This window comes from Sulfuritortus calidifontis, from assembly GCF_003967275.1.
In the GTDB taxonomy this organism is placed as follows: domain Bacteria; phylum Pseudomonadota; class Gammaproteobacteria; order Burkholderiales; family Thiobacillaceae; genus Sulfuritortus; species Sulfuritortus calidifontis.
Genome location: NZ_AP018721.1, coordinates 1,734,790 through 1,757,162 on the forward strand (window position 1 = coordinate 1,734,790; position 22,373 = coordinate 1,757,162).

A 22,373-nucleotide genomic window follows, 5' to 3' on the forward strand; every position below is an offset into this window, starting at 1 on the left:
GTGGAGATTTTAACCTGCCACCGGCTCGGGGCCGAAGCGGAGGGCCAGCGCCGACAGGTTGTCACAGCGCGGGCCGCCCCGGCCCTCTGCCGTGTCCATCAACAGGTGGATCGCCTCGCGCAATGGCCTGGCTTGCAGCTGGGCCAGCATCTCCTCCGCCGTCAACTCGTCCCAGAAGCCGTCGCTGCAGAGCAGGATGAGGTCGCCCTCGTGCAGCGGCACCGGATCGGACACCTCGATGTCGGGCAGCATGAAGCCGCCTATCGCGTTGTACAGCATGTTGCGCTCGACCCGCTGCTGGGCCTCGGCCTCGTTAATCAGGCCGCGGTCGACCAGTTGCTGCACCATGGAGTGATCGCGGGTGTGGCTGCGAAAGCGATCGCGTTGGAAATGGTACAGCCGGGAATCGCCGACATGCGCCCACACCGCCCGGCCCTGCTGGACCACGCAAGCGACGCAGGTGGTCCGCGGCGGCTCTGGCAGGTCATGCTCGACCGCATAGGCGTTGACTGCCTCGTGCGCGCTGTAAATGGCCTCGAGCAGGAAACCGGAGGGATCGTCCAGCGAAGGCTGGGCCTGGTCCTTGAACAGCCGGCAGACGGTGTCCACTGTGAGTTGCGAGGCGACCTCGCCGTGGGCATGGCCGCCCATGCCGTCGGCCAGCACCAGCAACAGAGTGCTGTTGCTGCTGGCATAGGCCAGGCGGTCTTCGTTGTAGGGACGGCCGCCCTTGCGGCTGGCCTGGTAGAGACTGAATTTCATCGCCAGCCCATCCGGCTGCGCAGGATGCCCAGCAGATTAGGCCTGGTCTCGGCCGACTCCCGGGCCAGCTCGACCAGTCGCTTCTGCACGGCGAACACGCTTTGCGGCCGCTCCATGTCGGACAGCCGCAGGCAGCCGTCGATCAATTGCAGCAATCCTTCGGAATAGAGGCCGGCGAAACCCTGCACGGCCGGAGTCATGGTGTCGCCCTGCAGCCGCTGGTCGGCCGGCGGCGGCGTGGTCTTGGCCAGGCAGACATAAAGGCTGGCACCGATGGCATAGATATCGGTCCACGGCCCCAGACGATCGCGCTCCTTGTACAGCTCGGGTGCGGCGAAACCCGGCGTATACATCGGCGCGATGGCCGCCGGCCCGTGGGCCATACCCTGACGGGCGGAACCGAAATCGATCAGCACCGGTGAGCCATCGGTGCGGATGAAGATATTGGCCGGCTTGATATCCAGGTGCAGCAGCTTGCGCGCATGCACCTCGCGCAGGCCGTTGAGCAGCTGGATGAAGATGGCGGTGATGAAGGGCTCGAGCAGCGCCGTCGGCTCGGCGTGGATCAGCCGGTGTAGGGTGTCGCCCTGCTCGTGGCGCATGGCCAGGTAGACGGTGTTGTTGGCGCGAAAGAAGTTCAGCACCCGGAGCACATTGGGATGGTTCAGGTTGGCCAGCGCCCGGCCTTCCTCGAAGAAGCAGCGCATGCCATAGCGAAAGGCGCCCTGGTCGGACTCGGACTGCGGCTGGACACTGCCGTCGGCCTGGCGGGCGACCACGCCGGCCGGGGCGTATTCCTTCAACGCGACCGGCTGGCCCTGCTCGTCGTGCGCCAGATAGACCAGGCCGAAACCGCCGCCGGCGAGCTTGCTCTCGATGGTATAGGCGTCGAGCCGGAAACCGGCAGGAAGCGGGTCGATGAGTGCGTCCGTCGATTGAGCCGCCATGAATGCCCGAGTAATATCCCTGCCCTGTTCGTTTCGACAAGGATAACCAAAGGTGGCGGCATTGCACAGCATGACCGGCTACGCCCAGGCCGTGGCCGAATTGCCGGTGGGCAGCCTCTCCCTGGAACTGCGCGCGGTCAACTCGCGCTTCCTCGAACTCAACTTCCGCATGGGCGAGGAATTCCGCAGTCTGGAGCCGGCCTTGCGCGAGCGCATCGGCGACAAGGTCAAGCGCGGCAAGCTGGAATGCCGGATCAACTTCAACGCCAATGAGAGCGCCGCCCTGCCGAACCAGATCGACTCCGAACTCCTGGCCAAGCTTGGCCACCTGGCCCAGCAGGTAAGCCAGGCCCTGCCCGAGGTCCGCCCCCTGACGGTGGCCGAAGTCCTGCGCTGGCCCGGCATGCTGGGCCAACAGGTTCTCGATCTGGAGAACCTGCAGGCCGTGCTGCTCAAGCTGCTGGATCAGGCCCTGGCCGACTTCAACGCCAGCCGCGCACGCGAAGGCGACAAGCTCAAGGCCGTCCTGCTCGACCGGGTCAATGGCATCCGCGCCCAGGTCGCCGTGCTGCGGCCCAAGGTCCCCGCCATCGTCGCCGCCTTCCGCGACAAGTTGGCCAAACGTTTGGAGGAACTGCTGAGCAACCCCGACCCCGAGCGCATCACCCAGGAGGTCGCGCTCTACGCGCAGAAGATCGATGTCGCTGAGGAGCTCGACCGGCTGGAGACCCACCTGGCCGAGGTGGAACGGGTGCTTGCCGCCGGCGGCGCCGCCGGCAAGCGGCTCGATTTCCTGATGCAGGAGCTCAACCGCGAGGCCAACACCCTGGGCTCCAAGGCCGCTGCCAACGACCTGTCGCAGACCGCAGTCGAGCTCAAGGTGCTGATCGAGCAGATGCGCGAACAGATCCAGAATTTAGAGTAAAGAATCATGCCGTCGCACGACGGCGCAGAAATCCAATAAAGCCCCTATCCACGGGGCTTTTTTCATTCCATGACGTTGCATAAGGAATCAGGAAAGCGCAGAATTCGTGTGCACCCAAACGTGCACCCAAGCCAGAAAGTGGCGGGAAGTTTGGGTGCACACCGAAAGGATGGCGATCATGGGCAAATTGTCAGACGTGCAAATCCGGGGATGGATCAAGGCGGGCGAGCGTTTCGAGCAACGCGGTGACGGCGAAGGGCTGTATCTGCGCTATCGGAAAGAGGACGCGACTCCCCGCTGGCTGTTCCGCTACCGCTTGGCCGGGAAGGCGCGTGTCCTCTTTATGGGCAGCTATGGCACGTTGAGCTTGGCCGATGCCCGCAAGACGGCAAAGGAAATGCGCGCCCGTGTTGCCTTGGGCCATGATCCGGCAGGCGAGAAGAAAGAACGCAAGCGGGAAGCCGTGCGCAAGATCGAGGCCGACCGGCTGATGGTTACGATGGGCCAGCTTGCCGACGACTACTTCGCGGCGCAAATCGTGGGGCGCTGGAAGCACCCCAACATCGTGCGGGCGCGGATCGAGAACGACATAAAGCCCAACATCGGCAAGCTGGCAGTGGCCGACGTGAAGCCCCAGCACATAGACGCCATGCTGCAAGCCATCGTCAAGCGCGGTGCGCCCACGATGGCGAACGACGTGCTGCGCTGGGTAAAGCGGATGTTTGACTACGCGATCAAGCGCCAGATGGTGACATTCAACCCGGCAACGGCATTCAGCCTGATCGATGCCGGGGGCAAGGAAACAAGCCGCGACCGCTGGCTGACCCGCTCGGAGTTGGTCAAGCTCTTTGAAGCCATGCGGACGGCGAAGGGCTGGAACATCGAGAACACCTACGCGGTGAAGCTGCTGCTGATGCTGGCCGTCCGGCGCGAGGAATTGATAGCCGCGCCCCTGGCGGAGTTTGACCTTGACGGGGCCGTGTGGCATCTGCCCGGCGAGCGCACCAAGACCGGCAAGGCCATCGACATTCCACTACCCCGGCAAGCCGTGGCGATCCTGCGCGAACTGGAACGGCTGGGCGGCGGATCAAGCTGGTTGCTACCGGCGCGCAAGATGCAAAGCCGGATGATTCCGCATATCGACCTGAACACCGTGGGCGCGTCATTGGCGAAGAACATCCGCCCCATGCTGAAAGACGTTGCCCCCTTCACCGTGCATGACTTCCGGCGCACGGCGCGGACGCATCTTGCCGCGCTGGGTGTTGCGCCTCACGTTGGCGAGCGTTGCCTGAATCACGCCGTCAAGGGTGTTGAGGGTATCTACATGCGCCATGACTTCTATGAGGAACGCAAGGAAGCCTTGCAGAAATGGGCCGACCTGCTTGACCAACTGGAACGCGGCGACCTGGGCGACAACGTGGTGCCACTGCCGGGGCGCAAGCTGGCATGACACGGTATTCCAATAGGCGGCAGCAATTCGTGCGACTGCTTGCGGACCTGGACGAGAATGAGGCCGCCGAATTGCACCGGCGGCTGATGAAAATGCGCAACGGTGGGGGCTACCCGGAACCGTCCGAGAAAATCGTTACGGCGGATGTCTTGCCCGAAGATGACCGCTTCGGGACATACACGGTAGACAAGCCGCAAAGGTAAATAGCCGGGGTGCCCGTACCGCCGACGGTGTGCTATCAAAATTTGAGTCGCCCTGAAACACCATCGGGCGACAAGTCGAATCATGAGGGTGCGCGTACCGCGCTATCAGGGTCACATGATTAGAGTCGCCCAAAACCAAAAAGGAGCGATTCATCATGAGCAATACCCAACCCAACCGTGCCGCGTTTGACCTTCTCCCCTCGGGGGGCTACGTCCGGCAAGCAGATTTGATCCCCGCTGTCGTTCCCTTCTCTGGCGCTACCCTCTGGCGCAAAGTGAAGGCGGGCACCTTCCCGGCACCAGTCAAGCTATCCGAACGGGTAACCGCCTGGCGCGTGGAGGATGTGCGTGCCTGGCTGAATTCTCCCAAGAGCGCATGAGGAGAACCCGCCATGACCGACAAGAAAAAAGCCGCGACGGGCTTCGGCACCCGTGCGGCTTCAAATACTGTTTGCAGCCGCAATTCTAGCATTCTTCGCCGTATCGCTTCGCTTGCGGCGGTAATGGTCTGGTTTTTCTCGCCCGTGTTGGCAGCGTGGCTTTCTGTGCAAGGAGGGCCGCGCCATGACTGATCAGATTGTTACCGCGCACGCCGTGCGCCGTGGGCGTGAATGCTGGATTATCGAAATCATCTGCCCGCACTGTGGGCATTGCCATCAGCACGGCGGCGGCAATGGCCTTGTAGCGCGAGGCGGGCACCGGGTAGCGCACTGCCGGAATTCGCACGGCAGGGGCTACTTCATCGACCTGGACGGTGACAAGTCAGTGGAGGTGCAATATGACGACCTTTGCTGATCGTGCCGCCCCACTGCTGGCCCAAGGCTATCCCGTCTTTCCGTGCAAGCCCGACAAGCGACCGCATACCGCCCACGGATTCAAGGACGCGACCACGGATGCCGGGCAGATAGCCGAATGGGCCGCGCAATGGCCGGATGCGCTGGTGGGCGTGCCGACCGGCAAGGCTTCCGGCCTGTTCGTGCTGGACGTGGATGTGAAGAACGGCAAGGACGGTTTCGCCACGTTGCGGGCGAAGGGCTGGAACATCCCGGCAACCCGCACGCACCGGACGAAGAACGGCGGCGGGGCGCACTACCTGTTCCGTGCCCCCGATGGCGTCCAGCTGAAATCCTCGGCGGGCAACCTGGGCGACGGGCTGGATACGCGGGGCGATGGCGGCTATATCGTCTGGTGGCCTGCCCACGGCGGCGAGGTGGAACACCCGGACATGCTGGCCGACGTGCCGGCCTGGCTGCTGGATGCGCTGCAATCCGAACCCGCCCCTGACCGCAAGGCGCAAGCCGTGGTGGCCGATGGCGAGGGTTTCACGGAAGGCCGACGCAACGACAGCCTGTTCCGCCTGGCGGCTTCGCTGCGGGCGAAGGGGCTGACGGTGGATGCCATCGAGGCGGCGCTGCAAATCGAGAACAAGGCGAAGTGCGCCCCGCCCCTGTCAGCGGATGAAGTGCGCACTATCGCCCAAAGCACCGGGCGCTATGTCGAGGGCGCGACCGGCGGCGAACGCTGCGCCTATGGCAATGGCGAGTTTGAAGTCTCGCCCGCTGGCGTGGCCTTCATCGGCACCGACAAGCACGGCGAACGCTTGCCGGCCCTCTGGATTTGTTCCACCTTGCAAGTGCGAGCCATGACCCGCGATGCCAAGTCCGGCGAATGGGGGCGCTTGCTGGAATGGCGCGACAAGGACAACGTGCGCCATCAGTGGGCAATGCCGCTGGAACTGCTGCAAGGCGACGGGGTGGATGTGCGGCGCGAACTGGCACGGCTGGGGCTGACCATTTCCACCAACAAGAAGGGGCGCGATTTGCTGGCGTCCTACCTGCAAGTCTGGCCGGTAGAGAATCGGGCGCGATGCGTGGAACGGCTGGGCTGGCATGGTGGCGTGTTCGTGACCCCGGCGGAATCCATCGGGCAGGACGGGGAAATCGTGGTGTTCCAAAATGCCCATGCCATCGAACCGGCCTACTCGGTGGCGGGCAGCGTTGAGGAATGGCGCGATTCCGTGGGCCGACTGGCCGCCGGTAATTCCCGGCTGGTGTTCGCCCTGTCCGTGGCCTTCGCGGGCGCATTGGCCGATGTGGTGGGCGAGGATTCCGGGGGCTTTCACTTTCGCGGCGCTTCATCGTCGGGCAAGACTACCGCCCTCAAGGTGGCGGCTTCGGTGTGGGGCGATCCATCGGCCTATCCCCGCTTGTGGCGGGCGACGGCAAACGGGCTGGAAGGGCTGGCCGCGCTGCATAACGACGGCCTGCTGATCCTGGACGAGTTGAGCCAGATAGACCCCAAGGAAGCCGGCGAAGCCGCCTACCTGCTGGCGAACGGGCAAGGCAAGGCGCGGGCATCGCGCACCGGCACGGCGCGGCAGTCTGCCCGCTGGCGGCTGCTGTTCCTGTCGGCGGGCGAGGAATCGCTGACGGCCTTGATGGCGCGGGCCGGGCGCAAGGTGAATGCCGGGCAGGAAATCCGCTTGGCTGACCTGGACGCGGATGCGGGCGCGGGCATGGGCGCATTCGAGGCGCTGCACGATCAGCCGACCCCGGCGGCGCTGGCGCTGGCCTTGAAGGATGCCGCGACCCGATACCACGGCGCGGTAGGGCTGGCCTGGCTGCGCTGCATCGTGGCCGACCGCGCCAAGCTGGCCGACTTCATCGCGGCAGGCATCAAGCAGTTCGTGGCGGACGTTGCGCCGAAGGATGCCGCCGGGCAGGTGCTACGGGTAGCGCGGCGCTTCGGCCTGGTGGCAATGGCGGGCGAGCTTGCCAGCGGGGGCGAGCTTGCCAGCGGGGGCGATCTGGTGGGGCCGGGCTATGGCCTGACCGGCTGGGCCGAAGGTGAGGCGACCATGGCTGCGCGGAAGTGCTTTGCCGCCTGGCTGGATGGCTTCGGCGGCATCGGCAACCGTGAGGAACGCGCCATGCTGGGGCAAGTGCGGGCCTTCTTCGAGGCGCACGGGGCAAGCCGGTTCGCGCTGCTGGATGACGCCTTCCCCAATGACCGGCCTATCGCCAACCGGGCCGGCTTTGTTCGCCCAACTGCCGACGGCGGGCGGGAATTCCTGGTGCTGCCCGAAGTGTTCCGGCGCGAGGTATGCGCAGGGTTTGACGCGAAGGCGGCAACGCGGGCGCTGATCGAGGCCGGATGGATCGAACCGGGCGAAGGTGGCAGAACAACGCAGAAGCCGCGCATCCCCGGAATCGGGACAACCCGCTGCTACGTTTTTACCGGGCGCATGTGGGAGGGCGACGAGTGAAAGCGGATCATGTGAAAAAACGCGGGGACAAGCGGGGACAACGGGGACAGCCTGTATTCATGCGGGTTTCAGGCGTCCCCGCTACCGGGGACACTGCGGGGACAAGTGGGGACAAGTGGCGGAACAGCGAACGCGCAAGATATGCGGATTCAGTTTGTCCCCACTTGTCCCCACTGCATTTCATCAAGTGGGGACACCGGAAAGCCTTGTGCTGCAAGGCTGTCCCCGTTGTCCCCACTTGTCCCCGCGAAAAACAGGATGAACCGCAATGACTGACGGAAAACACGCCCACGGCGGAAAAGAAGCGCCCGAATGCGAAGCCGCAAGCGGCACCGTGGTGACCCTTGCCCCCCTGCCGAAGATCGACCTACGGGACGCGCACGCCATCCGGCGCGAACTTGGAAGCGTCTATCGAGACATGCGGGCGGGCCGGCTGGCGAGTCAGGACGGGACGCGCCTTGCCTACGTCCTGGACATGATCCGCAAAGCCTACGAAACGGCAGTGCTGGCCGACCGGCTGGAACTGCTGGAACGCACCATCAACCCACGAAAGGACTGACACCATGCAACACCATGACCGACTGACAAGGGCTTACCGTGGCCTGACTGCCGACCAACTGGCGGCGCTGGCCTTCCACTACATGACGGGCGCGAACGATCTGGAATTCAAGCGCGTGGCGGACGCCGTGCCATTGAAGGATTACCGCTGCCCGGACGTGGCCTATCAGGCGCGGCTGGATGGCTTCACGCGGTTTGCTGCGTATTGGGCCATTGAGCATTGGCGACTGCGCACGCGCAAGGCGGAAACGCTGGGCGGCGCATTGGCCGCGCTGCGCCGTGGCAATGACGAACAGGCGGACGCCATGATCGAGGCGCACGAACAGGCGGAAAGTTACTTGCTGGCCCTGGACGCGGCACTGCTGGCGATCTGCGCGGACAACGGCATTGATCCGGCGGACGTGCGACGGATTGCGGACGCGAAACCCTACAAGCCCATGCGCGACAGCATGACAGCGGACAGTGACATGCAGGCCGCGATGCAATCGGCCTTCGCGCAACTGCTGGCCGTGTGAAAAATGGACACCCGCCCGAAGTCCGGGGAACTGATCGAGGCAACGGTGGAAGAAGTGGCCGCCTGGCTTTCTGCAACGGAAGGCCGGGCAGTTTCAATCCATGAAGTGCGGCGCATCGAGGCGCAAGCCCTGCGCAAGCTGCGGCAGGAATTCACGCGGCGCGGACTGTTCCCTGCTGACTTGTTGCCGGATCGGTGAGGGAACGGCCCCCGGCACGAGGACAGACATTGCCGGGTTTTGCGATCAAGGATGACTCGCCTTGATGCCGAGAGGGGGGGGGTGCTGGTCAGGGCGGGAATCTCACCCGGCCACCTTTCGTTTATTAGACGAACGTCTTTGCAGACCACCGGCCAGCACCCCATAAGTGGCCCCTGAATCTCCCGTGCTGAGGTGGCAATCACGCGCCGGGGATACTGGCCGCAGCGTGTTGCGCTACGGCAGTCAGGGGTGCGGCAAGTATAGCCCGGCAAGCCGCCGGGCAAAAGTCGGCGCTGGCGCGACGGCGCATCAGCACCCGCTACGGTAGCCCCTGCAAGCCGCAAGCAGGCGAGCGGGGTTATCGCTGGCCGGCGCAGTGGCGAAGCGGGGGCGGGGCAGAAGGGGCGGCGGTAGCGGGGGCGATAGAGCCAGTGGCGTAGCCTCTGGCGTGGATCAGTCTGGCACGGCGCTGCGATGGCGCGGGCCTTGCACAAAGCAAGGGCCGTGACTGAGCGGTGCGGGGGTGGCTGGTGCGGTGGTATTCTTTCACCCATGACACCGACACCCTCGAAACTTGTGCACCCAAGAGTGCACCCAAGCATCAATCAGAGTAAGAAGGATGCCTCATTGGCGGGCCTTATCCGGCCTACTTTGTGAGCAGATCCAACAAAACGGGGAGTGGGGAGTGGGCGTGATTGCATTCTTGCCGCCTTTGCTTTCTACTCCTCACTCCTAACGCCTCACTCCTCACTCACCCATGCAAGGCAACCTGTTCATCATTTCCGCGCCCTCGGGCGCCGGCAAGTCCAGCCTGGTCAAGGCCATGCTCGAGGCCGACCCGCAGCTGAAGCTGTCGATCTCCTACACCACCCGGGCGCCCCGGCCGGGCGAGGTAAACGGCCGCGAATACCACTTCGTCAGCCGCGCGCAGTTCCAGGCCATGCTCGAACGCAACGAGTTCCTGGAGAGCGCCGAGGTCTACGGCAACTGGTACGGCACCTCGCAGGTCTGGCTCCAGAACGAGATGCAGGCCGGGCGCGACATCATTTTGGAGATCGACTGGCAGGGCGCCGCCCAGGTGCGCAAGCTGTTTCCGGAGACGGTGAGCATCTTCATCCTGCCGCCCTCGATCGAGGAGCTGCAGAAGCGCCTGGCCGGCCGCAACCAGGACAGCGAGGAGGTCATCGCCCGCCGGGTGGCCGCCGCCCGGGAAGACATCTCCCATGCCCTGGAATTCGATTACATCGTGGTCAACGACCGGTTCGAGGTCGCCCTCCAGGACCTGCTCGCCATCGTCCGCAGCCTGCGTCTGAACACGGCCAAGCAGGGCCAGCGCCAGGCCGCCCTGCTCGCCTCTTTCGGCATTGCCCGTTAGAATTGGGCCTATTCAGAGCGTTTTCAGGAGCAAGCACCATGGCCCGCGTTACCGTAGATGACTGCATCGAGCGCATCGGCAACCGTTTCGAGATGACCCTGGCCGCCGCCACCCGCGCCCGCCAGATCTCCATCGGCGCCACGCCCAAGGTCGAGGCCAACCGCGACAAGCCGGGCGTCATCGCCCTGCGCGAGATCGCCGCCGGTCTGACCGGCATTGAAGTGCTGCAGAAGGCCTCTTCCTGATCGTTCGGGTGGCGCACGCTGCCCGGCCCTTATGCCCGCAGGCTTTCTTGAAGCTGTCGCCTCCTATCTAAAACCGGCCGACGCCGAAGCGGTAGCTGCCGCCTACGCCTTCTCCGAGAAGGCCCACGCAGGCCAGCTGCGCAAGGACGGCAAGCCCTACATCACCCATCCCCTGGCCGTCGGCGAGATCCTCGCCGGCTGGCACATGGATGCCCAGACCCTGATGGCCGCCCTGCTCCACGACGTGGTGGAGGACACCGGCATCGCCCCTGCCGAGATTGCCGACCGCTTTGGCCAGCCAGTGGCCAACCTGGTCGAGGGCGTGACCAAGCTGGACAAGATCCAGTTCGAGAGCAAGGCCCACGCCCAGGCCGAGAACTTCCGTAAGATGCTGCTGGCCATGGCCCAGGACGTGCGGGTGATCCTGATCAAGCTGGCCGACCGCCTGCACAACATGCGCACCCTGGAGGCGATGCGGCCGGAGCAGCGCAGCCGCATCGCCCAGGAAACCCTGGACATCTACGCCCCCATCGCCAACCGCCTGGGCCTGAACAACCTGTATCGGGAACTGGAAGACCTGGCGTTCATGCACCTGCACCCGACCCGGCACCGGGTGCTGGAAAAGGCGGTGCAGGCGGCGCGCGGCAACCGCGACGAGACCCTGAACAAGATCGCGGGCAACATCAAGGCCAAGCTGAAGGAGGTCGGCCTCCAGGCCGAGGTCTACGGCCGGGAGAAGCACCTGTACAGCATCTACCGCAAGATGCAGGAGAAGAACCTGACCTTCTCCGAGGTCTACGACATCTACGGCTTTCGCGTCATCGTCGAGCAGCCGTCGGACTGCTACCTCGCCCTGGGGGCGCTGCATAGCCTGTACAAGCCGATCCCTGGCAAGTTCAAGGACTACATCGCCATCCCCAAGGCCAACGGCTACCAGTCGCTGCACACCACCCTGTTCGGCCCCTTCGGCGCCCCGATCGAGGTGCAGATCCGCACCCAGGACATGCACCGCGTGGCCGAGGCCGGGGTCGCTTCGCACTGGCTGTACAAGGCCGACGACAGCGCCTTGTCCGAGATGCAGCGGCACACCCACCAGTGGCTGCAAAGCCTGCTCGATATCCAGGCCGACAGCCGCGACTCGGTGGAATTCCTCGAACACATCAAGGTCGACCTGTTCCCCGACGAGGTCTACGTCTTCACACCCAAGGGCAAGATCATGGCCCTGCCGCGCGGCGCCACCGTGGTCGATTTCGCCTACAACGTGCACACCGACATCGGCAACCGCTGCATCGCGGCCCGCATCAATGGCGAATTCATGCCGCTGTCGACCCCGTTGCGCAACGGCGACCGGGTCGAAATCGTCACCTCCGACAGCGCCCGGCCCAACCCGAGCTGGATCCATTTCGCGGTCACCGGCAAGGCCCGCGCCCATATCCGCAGTGCCCTGAAGAAGACCCACCAGTACGAATCCGAGGGTCTCGGCTTGCAGCTCTTGAACCAGGCCCTGCGCGGCCTGGGCGTCGAACCGGCCGAGATCACCGAGGCCCAGTGGGAACGGCTGACCAAGGAATCCGGCCGCAACCGCAGCGACATCCTGGCCGAGATCGGCCTGGGCAAGATGCTCGGCGTGGTGGTCGCGCTGCAGTTGCTGGCCCGCGACACCGAGGAGGCCGGCGAACGTCGCCTGGCCGCGCCGATGCTGATCCATGGCGCCGAGGGCGTGGCCGTGCGCCTGGGCAAGTGCTGCCGGCCCATCCCCGGCGACCCGATCATCGGCCAGATCAAGAAGGACCAGGGCCTGATCATCCACACCCACGACTGCCAGCAGGTCCGCCACTACCGGGAAGACCCGGACAAGTGGGTCAACGTCGAATGGGCGTCCGACATCGACAAGACCTTCGAGGTCGGCATCAAGCTCATCGTCGCCAACAAGCGCGGCGTGCTCGCCACCGTGGCCGCCACCATCGCCAACGAGGGCTCGGACATCGACAACGTCGAGATGGGCGAGCAGGACGGCGGCGCCTACACCTCCCTGTATTTCACCGTGCAGGTGCAGAACCGGGTCCACCTGTCCCGCCTCATGCGCAGCCTGCGCGGCCTGCCCGAGGTGGTACGGATCTACCGGATCAAAGGCAGGGAGGCACGCCACGCCTAGCGTTCACTCAAGCCCCCCGTTGGCGGCGGTTTACCGCCCCGCCAGGGCGTGGCGGATCGGTTATCATCGGCACCTTGGTATTTAAGACCCTTTTCTCCTGAATGCCCTTTCACCTGCCCGGGTTGATCAACCCCTCCGCCAGCTTCCGCGCCCGACTGGTCATCGTGGTCGGCCTGATCTCGCTGGTCACCATCCTGCTCCTGAGCTGGCTGGTATCGACCATCGCCGCGAGTCAGGTCAGGAAAGACAAAGGCACCCTGATGGCCGAGGTGGCGCACCAGATGATGGAGACCCTGGACCGGGGCATCTTCGAGCGCCAACGCGAGATCGCGATCATCGCCTCGATGGACGTCATCCGCGACCCGCGCACGCCGCTGGCGCAAAAGCGCAAGCAGCTGGAACAGCTGCAGGCCTCCTATCAGAACTACGCCTGGATCGGCATCGCCGATGCCAAGGGCGACATCCTGGTCGGCACCGGCGGCCTGCTCGAAGGCAAGAGCGTCGCCCAGCGTTCCTGGTTCGTGAACGGCGCCAAGGGGCCGGCGGTGGGCGATGTACACGATGCCTTCCTCTTGGCCAAACTGCTGCCCCGCCCCCTCTACGATTACCTGCCGCTGCGCCTGCTCGACATCTCGGCCCCCATCCTGGATGAACATGGGCGTCTGCTCGGCGTCATCTGCGGCCACCTGTCCTGGGACTGGTCGTTCCAGGTGCGCAACGAGATCCTGGAACCGCTGGGCCAGGACTTCAAGGCGGACATCCTGGTCCTCGGCCGGGAGAACCAGTTGCTCATGGGCACGCCCAAGCTGCATCGTCTGGCGCGGGACTTTTCCCTGCCCAGCACCGAGGCCGCCGCCGCCAGCCGCCAGGGCTTCGTCGTCGAGACCTGGCCCGACGGTGTGGACTACCTCACCGGCTATGCCGCCAGCCACGGTTATGCCAATTACAAGGGGCTGGGCTGGAAGGTGCTGGTCCGCCAGGAGGCCGACCGGGCATTCGACACCGCCACCGGCCTGGGCCTGGCCACCTTCATGGTCGGCATGTTCATCGGCGGTTTGTTCCTGCCCGTGCTCTGGATCGTGGCAGGCCACCTCACCAGGCCCATGCGCAGCATCGCCTCGGTGGCCGACCGCATCCGCTCCGGCCATGAAGAGGAACACATCCCGGTCTATCCGGGCGACGACGAGATCGCCGTGCTCTCGCAATCGCTGGCGCAACTGGTCGACAACATGGAGACGCAGAAGCATCAGTTGATCGAGAACAACCAGGACCTGCAGCTGGCCGCCCAGGTGTTCGCCTCCAGCACCGAGGGCATCCTGATCGCCGATGCCGATCTGCGCATCCTCTCGGTCAACCAGGCTTTCAGCAGCATCACCGGCTACAGCCCGGAAGAGGTGATCGGCCAGACCCCGAGCCTCCTCGCCTCGGGCAAGCACAATGCCGCTTTCTATCAGGCGATGTGGAGCGCCATCCACAAGACCGGGCGCTGGCAGGGCGAGATCTACAACCGGCGCAAGGACGGCAGCGTCTACCCGGAGTGGCTGATCATCACATCGGTCAGGGATGCGGCCGGCCGGATCAGCAACTACATCGGCATCTTCACCGACATCAGCGAGCGCAAGACCACCGAGGAGCGCATCCTCCACCTGGCCAAGCACGACGTGCTGACCGACCTGCCCAACCGGGTGTTCTTCCTGGAAGAGGTCGAGCAGGCCATCGCCCAGGCCCAGGCCGGCAACCGCAAGGCGGCGGTGCTGTTCGTCGACCTCGACCGGTTCAAGAACATCAATGACTCGCTCGGCCACCACCTGGGCGACCTGCTGCTCAAGGAAGCGGCCCGGCGCTTCGATGGCGTGGTCGGCAAGGCCGGCTTCCTCGCCCGCTGGGGCGGCGACGAGTTCGTCGTGCTCATCCGCGACCTGTCCACCGAGGAGCAGGTCATGGCCCTCGGCTACCGGATCAGCCAGGCCCTGGGTGAACCGTTCGACATCGCCGGCCACCACCTGAGCATCACCTCCAGCATCGGCATCGCCATTTACCCCGACCACGGCACCGATCTCATCACCTTGATCCGCAACGCCGACACTGCGATGTTCCACGCCAAGGCCCACGGTCGCGACAACATCGCCTTCTTCACCCAGGACATGAACGAGCGGGCCAACGAGCGCCTGCGCCTGGAGAACGACCTGCGCCGCGCCATCGGGCAAAACCAGCTGTATCTGGTCTACCAGCCCCAGGTCGAGCTGGCCACCGGCCGCCTGGTCGGGGTCGAGGCCCTGCTGCGCTGGCAGCACCCGGAGCTGGGGCCGATCGCGCCGGACAAGTTCATCCCGGTGGCCGAGGACACCGGCCTGATCGAGGCCATCGGCGAGTGGGCCCTGCGCACCGCCTGCCGCCAGCAGCGGCAGTGGGAGTTGCACTATGACCTGCCGCTGCGCATGGCGGTCAATCTCTCGCCGGTCCAGTTCCAGCAAAGCGAGATCGTGGCCCTGGTGCATGAGGTCATTGCCGAAACAGGCATGAACCCCGAATACCTGGAACTGGAAATCACCGAAGGCGTGCTGCTCGGCTCGGACGAGCAGATCAAGATCGATCTGTGCCAACTCAGCCTGTCCGGCATCCAGATCGCGCTCGACGACTTTGGCACCGGCTACTCCAGCCTGCGCTACCTCAGCCAGCTCGACATCCACAAGCTCAAGATCGACCGCACCTTCATCCACAACCTGACCGAGGGCGGCCCAAACGCCAGCATCGTCGCCGCCATCATCGCCATGGCCCAGAACCTCGGCATCACCCTGCTGGCCGAAGGCATCGAAACCCCGGAAGTCGCCGATCTCCTGGCGCGCATGGGCTGCCAGGAAGGCCAGGGCTACCTCTACCACCGCCCCCTGCCGGCGGCCGAGATCGAGTCGCTGCTGGCCGAGGAAATCACCAAGCACACCCTGTCCAAACTGATGAAGTGAGCGGCTGGACGCGCCGTTGCCGCCCCGAGCCCTTACAATAGCGGGCGATCCGAACGCCCCCAGAGAAACATCGGAAGGAACGCCCATGAGCAAGACCATCGTCAAGACCGACCAGGCCCCTGCCGCCATCGGCACCTATTCCCAGGCGGTGCAGGCCGGCAATACCGTCTACCTGTCCGGCCAGATCGGCCTCGACCCGGCCACCATGCAGATGGTCGACGGCATCGAGGCGCAGATCCATCGCGTGTTCCAGAATCTCAAGGCCGTGGCCGAGGCGGCCGGCGGCAGCCTGGCCGACGTGGTCAAGCTCAACGTCTTCCTCACCGACCTCTCCCATTTCGCCAGGGTCAACGAGATCATGGCCCAGTACTTCAGCGAGCCCTACCCGGCCCGCGCCGCGGTCGGCGTCAAGGAATTGCCGCGCGGCGCCCTGGTCGAGGCCGACGCCGTCATGGTGTTGTAAGCCGCGCCGATGCCGGCCAAAGCAGCCGAGGTGCACGAGAAGCTCGGCTACGCCAGGGCGGCCGAGCTGATCCTGCACCTGCCGCTGCGCTACGAGGACGAGACCCGCCTCACCCCGATCCGCGATCTGCGCCCGGGCCTGCCCGCCCTGGTCGAGGGCGTGGTCGCCCAGGCGGACGTGCAATACCGGCCGCGCCGGCAACTGGTGGTCGAGGTGCGCGAGCGCGCCGACGAAGACGACGCCCTGGCGCCCACCCTGTTCTTCCGCCTGCTCCACTTCTACCCCAACCAGCTGGCCCAGCTGAAACCGGGCAACCGCATCCGCCTGTTCGGCGAGCCGCGCCAGGGCTTTCACGGCCTGGAGATGGTGCATCCGCGCTATCGCCTGGTGCAGCCGGGCACGCCACTCGCCGACTGTCTGACCCCGGTCTATCCCAGCGTCGCCGGCCTGTCGCAGACGGCAATCCGCAAGGCGATCGCAGCGGCCTTGCGCGAGGCCGACCTGTCCGAGCTGCTGCCGGCCACCCTGCTCACCAGGCTGAAGCTGTCGGAGTTCGAGCCCGCCCTGCGCCGCCTGCACACACCGCCGCCCGAGGCCGATCTCTTCGCGCTCGATGCCAAGACCGACCCGGCCTGGCAGCGGCTGAAGTTCGACGAACTGCTCGCCCAACAGCTCGCGCTCAAGCGCTATGCCCTGGCCCGGCACCGCCTGGCGGCCCTGCCGCTGAAGGATGAACGACAGCTGATCGAGCGCTATCTCGCCCGCCTGCCCTTCGCCCCGACCGGCGCCCAACGGCGGGCGATGCAGGAGATCCTGCACGACCTCGCCGGCCGCCACCCGATGAACCGGCTGCTGCAAGGCGACGTCGGCAGCGGCAAGACCCTGGTCGCCGCCGTGGCCTGCCTGGCCGCGGTCGGCAGCGGCCAGCAGGCGGCGGTGATGGCGCCGACCGAGATCCTGGCCGAGCAGCACTACCTCAAGTTCCGCGACTGGCTGGAACCGCTCAGGCTCAAGGTGGTCTGGCTCGCCGCCGCGCTCAAGGGCCGCGCCAAGCGCGAAGCCCTGGACCAGATCGCCGACGGTTCCGCCCAGGTGGTGGTCGGCACCCACGCCCTGTTCCAGGAAGGCGTCGAGTTCCATGGGCTGGCGCTGGCCGTGGTCGACGAGCAGCACCGCTTCGGCGTCGCCCAGCGCCTGGCCCTGCGCCATAAGGGCCAGCATAAAACCGTGCAGCCGCACCTCTTGATGCTGTCGGCCACCCCCATCCCGCGCAGCCTGGCCATGAGCTACCTGGCCGACCTCGATGTCTCGGTGATCGACGAACTGCCGCCCGGCCGCACCCCGGTGACCACCAAACTGATCGCCATGGCCCGGCGCGCCGAGGTGATCGAGCGCCTGCGCCATTACTGCGCCGACGGCGCCCAGGCCTACTGGGTCTGCCCCCTCATCGAGGAATCGCAGAAGCTGGAATTGAAGGCCGCGCTCGACACCTTCGAAGAGATGCAGGCCGCCCTACCCGAGCTCAAGGTCGGCCTGGTCCACGGCCGGATGAAGGCCGAGGAAAAGGCCGCGGTGATGGCCGCGTTCAAGGCCGGCGCGATCCAGCTGCTGGTCGCCACCACGGTGATCGAGGTCGGCGTCGACGTGCCCAACGCCTCGCTCATGGTGATCGACCACGCCGAGCGCATGGGCCTGGCGCAACTGCATCAGCTGCGCGGCCGGGTCGGCCGCGGCAGCCGCGAATCCACCTGCCTGCTTTTGTATGCCGAACCGCTGTCGGACCTGGCCAGGCAGCGCTTGAAGATCATCCGCGACAGCCAGGACGGCTTCGCCATCGCCCGCGAGGACCTGAAGCTGCGCGGGCCGGGCGAGTTTCTCGGCGCCCGTCAGTCCGGCCTGCCGCTTTTGCGCTTCGCCGATCTGGAGAACGATGTCGCACTCCTGGAAGCCGCGCGCGATGCCGCCGACGAGCTGCTCAAGCACGATCCGGTCGCGGTCAAGCGCCACCTGGAGCGCTGGCTACCGCAGGGCGCGGCCTTCCTGCTGGCATAATGCCGCCCTCGACGGGCAAGCAGATGAACACACCCTCCACCTGGCACTCTCCTCTCTGGCAGGCCGGTCCCTACCGCGCCTGGCTGACCGACCACGGCTCGCTCACCCGCCGCCTGCAGGCACGCTGCCCGCGCTTTGCCGTCGAGCGGCTCAGGCAGGGCATCGCCCGGCCGCATACGGACGAATGCGCTGCACTGGGCCTCGCCCACCACCGGCTGGCAATGGTGCGCGAGGTGCTGCTGCTCTGCGCCGGCAGGCCCGTGGTGTTCGCCCACAGCGTCGTCGCCTTGGCCGGCCTGCGCGGGCCCTGGGTGGGCTTGTCCGGCCTGGGCAACAAGCCCCTGGGCGCGGCCCTGTTCGCCGACCCGCTGGTGGTGCGCCACCCATTGGAATTTTGCCGGCTGGATGCTCGCCACCCGCTCTACCGCGCGGCCGCCGTCCACCTGGCCGGGGCGCCGCGCTTTCTCTGGGCCCGCCGCTCGCGCTTCGAGAAGGCGGGCTCGCCTATACTGGTCACCGAAGTCTTCCTGCCGGAGGTGCTATGCCTGCCCTGAGCCTTGCCGAACGCCTGACCCTGTATGAAAAACTGATGCGCCTGGACAAGCCGATCGGCATCCTGCTTTTGGCCTGGCCCACGCTCTGGGGCCTGTGGTTCGCCAGCGGCGGCCGGCCCAGCCTGGTCATCCTCTGGGTCTTCCTCCTCGGCATCGTGCTCATGCGCAGCGCCGGCTGCGTCATCAACGATTACGCCGACCGCGATTTCGACCGCCATGTCGCACGCACCCGGGAGCGGCCGCTGGCCGCCGGCAAACTGCCTCCGAAAGAGGCCCTCCTCCTGGCGGCCGTGCTCGCCCTGCTGGCCTTTCTTTTGATCCTGCCTTTGCAGAATGCGCTTCTGATCAAGCTCGCGCTGGTGGCCGCCCTGCTCGCCGCGACCTATCCCTTCACCAAGCGCTTCTTCGCCATCCCCCAGGCCTATCTCGGCATCGCCTTCGGCTTCGGCATCCCCATGGCCTTCGCCGCCGAGCTTGGCGCCGTGCCGCCGGTAGCCTGGCTGCTGCTCGTCGCCAACATGTTCTGGAGCATCGCCTACGACACCGAATACGCCATGGTCGACCGGGCGGACGACCTGAAGATCGGCATCAAGACCTCGGCCATCACCTTCGGCCGTTTCGACGTGGTGGCGGTGATGGCGAGCTACGGCGCAAGCCTGCTGCTGCTCGCCCTGGCCGGGCAGCAGCTCAACATGGGCAAGTTCTATTACCTGGGGCTGATCGTCGCGGCCGGCATCGCGGCCTACCACTACACGCTGATCCGCGCGCGCGACCCGGCCCGCTGCTTCAAGGCCTTTCTGCACAACAACTGGTTCGGCGCCGCGGTGTTCGCCGGCATCGTGCTCGATTATCTGGCCAGCTGACTCCCCTCCCCCGCCGGGGGAGGGGCTTAACGGGGCTTGATCGCCGACTTGGGCCGGAAGGCCTTGACCACCTCTTCCCGCGTTTCCAGATAGGGCCCGCCGATCAGGTCCACGCAATAGGGCACGGCGGCGAACACGCCGTCCAGCGTCTCCTTGATCGCCTTGGGCTGGCCGGGCAGGTTGAGGACGAGGCAGGCGCCGCGGGTGACCCCGACCTGGCGCGAAAGGATGGCGGTGGGCACGTACTTGAGCGAGACCGCCCGCATCTGCTCGCCGAAGCCGGGCAGCACCTTGTCGGCCACGGCGAGCGTCGCCTCGGGCGTGACGTCGCGTGGGGCCGGGCCGGTGCCGCCGGTGGTCAGCACCAGGCAGCAGCCGCAGGCGTCGGCCAGCTCTTTCAGGGTGTCCTCGATCACCGCTTGCTCGTCCGGGATCAGCCGCTCGACGAAAACGACCGGGTTGTGCAGGGCCGCACCCAGCCATTCCTTCAGGGCCGGCAGCCCCTTGTCCTCATAGACTCCCTGGCTGGCCCGGTCGCTGATGGAAACCAGGCCGATGACGGCTTGCTGAGACATGAAAAACCTCATTCAATCAATCGATTACCACACCGGACGGGCAAAATCCGCCCGTACTCAAAAATTCTCAATAAAATAGCCTTAGTACAAATCAACCCGCAGGCGCCTGCTCAACGACAACAAGGCCTGAGCCATGAAACGAGTCAATAAAGGCGACATCTCCATCGGCAGATCCCTGCCGTACAACTGCTACGACGAGAGCGGCAAGCTGCTGCTGAAAAAAGGCATGATCCTGGTCAACGAGCGCCAGCTGGAGCTGCTGATCGAGCGCGGCCTATACAGCGACGGCCTGGCCGGCCTCACCCGCAGCCCGATCCCGCCCACGGAAAGACCCTCGGCCTTGAGCCAGATCGCCATGATCGAGATGCGCCTGGACAAGCTGTTCCAGGGCCTGATCGAAGGCAAACCCGAGCCGAAGTTCGCCGAGATGGTGCTGCATTTCGCGCGGGACATCCAGACCCTGTGCGCGGCCGATGCCGACGCCGCGCTGGGCTCGGTCCACCTGAGCCAGAAGCGTCACTACACCACCGCGCATCCGATCGACGTCGCCATCCTTGCCGAATTGATCGGCCTGCGCAAGGCCATGCCCGACCAGGAGCGCCTGTCCATGCTGGCGGCAGCGTTCACCGCCAACATCTCCATCCTCGAACTGCAGGAGGCCATGCAGCGCCAGATGTCGCCGCTGAGCGAGGAACAGCTCAAGACCATGCACAATCATCCCGTGCTTACGGTCGAGCGCTTGCGCGAACTCGGCGTGCAGGACGAGGTCTGGTTCGCCACCGTGCTGAACCACCACGAGAAGCAGGACGGCAGCGGCTACCCCGCCGGCAAGCGGGGCGAGGACATCCCGCTTTCCGCCCGCATCATCGCCCTGGCCGACACCTACAGCGCCATGGTCACGCCCCGCTGCTACCGGCCGAACCAGCTGGCGAAGGATGCCCTGCGCGAGGTCTTTCTCAAGCGCGGCTCCGAGATCGACGCCGAACTGGCCGCGCTGTTCATCAAGGAAATCGGCATCTATCCGCCCGGCGCCCTGGTCAAGCTCGCCAATGGCGAAACCGCCGTCGTCATCAAGCGCGGCCTCAACGGCACCAGCCCGCGGGTCAAATCCATCCTCAATCCGCGCGGCATCCCCCTGTCCGCCATGACCGAGCACGACACCAGCGCCAGCGGCTTCGAGATCCGCGACATGGTCGCGCGCGACGTCGAACTCAAACTCGACCTGCGCCAGATCTGGAACTGACTGGCAGGACACCCCGCCCGAATCGCCGTCAGGAGATCAGGCTGGTATAGTTCTGCCCTCTACGAAACCCCTTCCCCGCCATGGAACCCGCCCAGAACCCGCTCGACGTCTCCATCGTCATCCCCGTCTACAACGAATTCGACAACCTGCCCGACCTGGTCGAGCAGGTGGAAAAGGCCATGACGCCGGCCAATGTGAAATGGGAACTGATCTGCGTCGATGACGGCTCGCGCGACGGCTCGGACCGCCGGCTGGCGGAATTGGCCGAGGCCCGGCCCTGGCTGAAGCCGCTGTATCTGAACCGCAACTACGGCCAGTCCACCGCCATGCAGGCCGGCTTCGATGCGGCCGCCGGCAATGTGCTGATCACCCTGGACGGCGACCTGCAGAACGACCCGGCCGACATCCCGCGCCTGCTGAAGGAACTGGAGGCCCACCCGGAGATCGACGTGCTCTCCGGCTGGCGCAAGGACCGGCAGGACCGCACCCTGTCGCGCAAGATTCCCTCGCGCATCGCCAATGCCCTGATCTCCAAGGTCACCGGGGTTTCGCTGCACGACTATGGCTGCTCGCTCAAGCTCTACCGGCGCGAGGCGCTGGCCAACGTGAAGATCTACGGCGAACTGCACCGCTTCATCCCCGCCCTGGCCGCCCAGTTCGGCGCCCGGGTGATGGAACTGCCGGTCAATCACCGCGCCCGCACCCGCGGCGTGTCCAAGTACGGCATCGATCGCACCATCCGCGTCCTGCTCGACCTCTTGTGGGTGAAGTTCCTGCTCCGCTTCCTGCACCGCCCCATGCACGCCTTCGGCTCGGTCGGCGCGGTGATGCTGGTGCCCGGCCTGCTCGCGCTGGCCTATCTGGTCGGCCTCAAGCTGTTCACCGGTGCCGACATCGGCCACCGGCCGCTGCTGCTTCTGGGCGTGATGTTCACCCTGATGGGCGCCCAGTTCATCGGCATGGGCCTCCTGGGCGAGATGCTCACCCGCATCTATCACGAGCCGGCCGGCCAGAAGCAGTACGTCCTGCGCGACGCCCCGCGCAAGAGCGGGGTCCGCTAAG

General features: G+C 65.7%; 22 protein-coding genes. 19 read left to right on the forward strand and 3 right to left on the reverse strand.

Annotated elements, in window-relative coordinates; genetic code table 11:
* Positions 1-9: 9 nt before the first annotated feature.
* Together EL388_RS08985 and EL388_RS08990 are read right to left on the reverse strand one after the other, a co-directional pair.
* Positions 10-762 carry a PP2C family protein-serine/threonine phosphatase gene (locus EL388_RS08985; RefSeq protein WP_126462629.1) on the reverse strand — a complete coding sequence of 251 codons (753 nt, stop codon included), beginning with the start codon at positions 760-762 and terminating at the stop codon, positions 10-12.
* Positions 759-1,709 carry a serine/threonine protein kinase gene (locus tag EL388_RS08990; protein WP_126462633.1) on the reverse strand — a complete coding sequence of 317 codons (951 nt, stop codon included), beginning with the start codon at positions 1,707-1,709 and terminating at the stop codon, positions 759-761. Before EL388_RS08990 ends, EL388_RS08985 begins: the two co-directional genes overlap by 4 nt.
* A gap of 52 nt (positions 1,710-1,761) precedes the next feature.
* Between EL388_RS08990 and EL388_RS08995 the strand changes: the two genes are divergently transcribed.
* The 17 genes from EL388_RS08995 to ubiA all read left to right on the forward strand — a co-directional run bounded on the left by EL388_RS08995 (position 1,762) and on the right by ubiA (position 19,493).
* Complete coding sequence (locus EL388_RS08995; protein ID WP_338057649.1) at positions 1,762-2,634, forward strand: YicC/YloC family endoribonuclease; 873 nt, start codon at positions 1,762-1,764, stop codon at positions 2,632-2,634.
* Between the two features lie 178 nt (positions 2,635-2,812).
* On the forward strand, positions 2,813-4,084 hold the full coding sequence (locus EL388_RS09000; protein WP_126462636.1) for a tyrosine-type recombinase/integrase: 1,272 nt from the start codon (positions 2,813-2,815) through the stop codon (positions 4,082-4,084).
* A 358-nt stretch (positions 4,085-4,442) separates the two neighbouring features.
* Positions 4,443-4,667 carry a helix-turn-helix transcriptional regulator gene (locus tag EL388_RS09005; RefSeq protein WP_126462639.1) on the forward strand — a complete coding sequence of 75 codons (225 nt, stop codon included), beginning with the start codon at positions 4,443-4,445 and terminating at the stop codon, positions 4,665-4,667.
* Between the two features lie 12 nt (positions 4,668-4,679).
* Entirely contained in the window at positions 4,680-4,859 is a 180-nt protein-coding gene (locus EL388_RS09010) for a hypothetical protein (RefSeq protein WP_126462642.1), read from the forward strand.
* Positions 4,852-5,082, forward strand: a complete 231-nt coding sequence (locus tag EL388_RS09015) for a hypothetical protein (protein ID WP_126462645.1) — start codon at positions 4,852-4,854, stop codon at positions 5,080-5,082. Before EL388_RS09010 ends, EL388_RS09015 begins: the two co-directional genes overlap by 8 nt.
* The gene (locus EL388_RS09020; RefSeq protein ID WP_126462648.1) at positions 5,066-7,552 is read left to right on the forward strand and encodes a DUF927 domain-containing protein; all 2,487 of its coding nucleotides are present in this window, start codon (positions 5,066-5,068) and stop codon (positions 7,550-7,552) included. Before EL388_RS09015 ends, EL388_RS09020 begins: the two co-directional genes overlap by 17 nt.
* A 268-nt stretch (positions 7,553-7,820) precedes the next feature.
* The gene (locus EL388_RS09025; RefSeq protein WP_126462651.1) at positions 7,821-8,111 is read left to right on the forward strand and encodes a hypothetical protein; all 291 of its coding nucleotides are present in this window, start codon (positions 7,821-7,823) and stop codon (positions 8,109-8,111) included.
* Positions 8,112-8,115: 4 nt separating this feature from the next.
* Positions 8,116-8,625: a hypothetical protein gene (locus tag EL388_RS09030; RefSeq protein ID WP_126462653.1), complete on the forward strand. Its 510-nt coding sequence runs from the start codon at positions 8,116-8,118 to the stop codon at positions 8,623-8,625.
* 3 nt (positions 8,626-8,628) lie between these two features.
* Positions 8,629-8,823, forward strand: coding sequence for a hypothetical protein (locus EL388_RS09035; RefSeq protein WP_126462656.1), 195 nt, complete (start codon positions 8,629-8,631; stop codon positions 8,821-8,823).
* Between the two features lie 757 nt (positions 8,824-9,580).
* Positions 9,581-10,198 carry a guanylate kinase gene (gene gmk / locus EL388_RS09040; protein WP_126462659.1) on the forward strand — a complete coding sequence of 206 codons (618 nt, stop codon included), beginning with the start codon at positions 9,581-9,583 and terminating at the stop codon, positions 10,196-10,198.
* Between the two features lie 38 nt (positions 10,199-10,236).
* Positions 10,237-10,443, forward strand: coding sequence for a DNA-directed RNA polymerase subunit omega (gene rpoZ / locus EL388_RS09045; protein ID WP_126462662.1), 207 nt, complete (start codon positions 10,237-10,239; stop codon positions 10,441-10,443).
* Between the two features lie 31 nt (positions 10,444-10,474).
* A complete protein-coding gene (locus EL388_RS09050) occupies positions 10,475-12,598 on the forward strand; it encodes a RelA/SpoT family protein (RefSeq protein WP_126462664.1) in 2,124 nt (707 codons plus the stop codon).
* A gap of 101 nt (positions 12,599-12,699) precedes the next feature.
* On the forward strand, positions 12,700-15,561 hold the full coding sequence (locus EL388_RS09055) for a bifunctional diguanylate cyclase/phosphodiesterase (RefSeq protein WP_126462667.1): 2,862 nt from the start codon (positions 12,700-12,702) through the stop codon (positions 15,559-15,561).
* Between the two features lie 85 nt (positions 15,562-15,646).
* A complete protein-coding gene (locus EL388_RS09060) occupies positions 15,647-16,024 on the forward strand; it encodes a RidA family protein (protein WP_126462669.1) in 378 nt (125 codons plus the stop codon).
* A 9-nt stretch (positions 16,025-16,033) separates the two neighbouring features.
* Complete coding sequence (gene recG, locus EL388_RS09065; protein ID WP_126462672.1) at positions 16,034-18,076, forward strand: ATP-dependent DNA helicase RecG; 2,043 nt, start codon at positions 16,034-16,036, stop codon at positions 18,074-18,076.
* Positions 18,077-18,099: 23 nt separating this feature from the next.
* Entirely contained in the window at positions 18,100-18,630 is a 531-nt protein-coding gene (locus EL388_RS09070) for a chorismate--pyruvate lyase family protein (RefSeq protein WP_126462675.1), read from the forward strand.
* A complete protein-coding gene (gene ubiA, locus EL388_RS09075; protein WP_126464065.1) occupies positions 18,627-19,493 on the forward strand; it encodes a 4-hydroxybenzoate octaprenyltransferase in 867 nt (288 codons plus the stop codon). The genes EL388_RS09070 and ubiA overlap by 4 nt, the downstream gene beginning before the upstream one ends.
* A gap of 26 nt (positions 19,494-19,519) precedes the next feature.
* Here the strand turns inward: ubiA and mog are convergent, their stop codons facing one another.
* On the reverse strand, positions 19,520-20,068 hold the full coding sequence (mog, locus tag EL388_RS09080) for a molybdopterin adenylyltransferase (RefSeq protein WP_126462678.1): 549 nt from the start codon (positions 20,066-20,068) through the stop codon (positions 19,520-19,522).
* A 133-nt stretch (positions 20,069-20,201) separates the two neighbouring features.
* On the opposite strand from mog, the gene EL388_RS09085 reads away from it, so the two are divergent.
* Together EL388_RS09085 and EL388_RS09090 are read left to right on the forward strand one after the other, a co-directional pair.
* Positions 20,202-21,311 carry an HD-GYP domain-containing protein gene (locus EL388_RS09085; RefSeq protein ID WP_126462680.1) on the forward strand — a complete coding sequence of 370 codons (1,110 nt, stop codon included), beginning with the start codon at positions 20,202-20,204 and terminating at the stop codon, positions 21,309-21,311.
* An 80-nt stretch (positions 21,312-21,391) separates the two neighbouring features.
* On the forward strand, positions 21,392-22,372 hold the full coding sequence (locus EL388_RS09090; protein WP_126462683.1) for a glycosyltransferase: 981 nt from the start codon (positions 21,392-21,394) through the stop codon (positions 22,370-22,372).
* Position 22,373 lies beyond the last annotated feature (1 nt).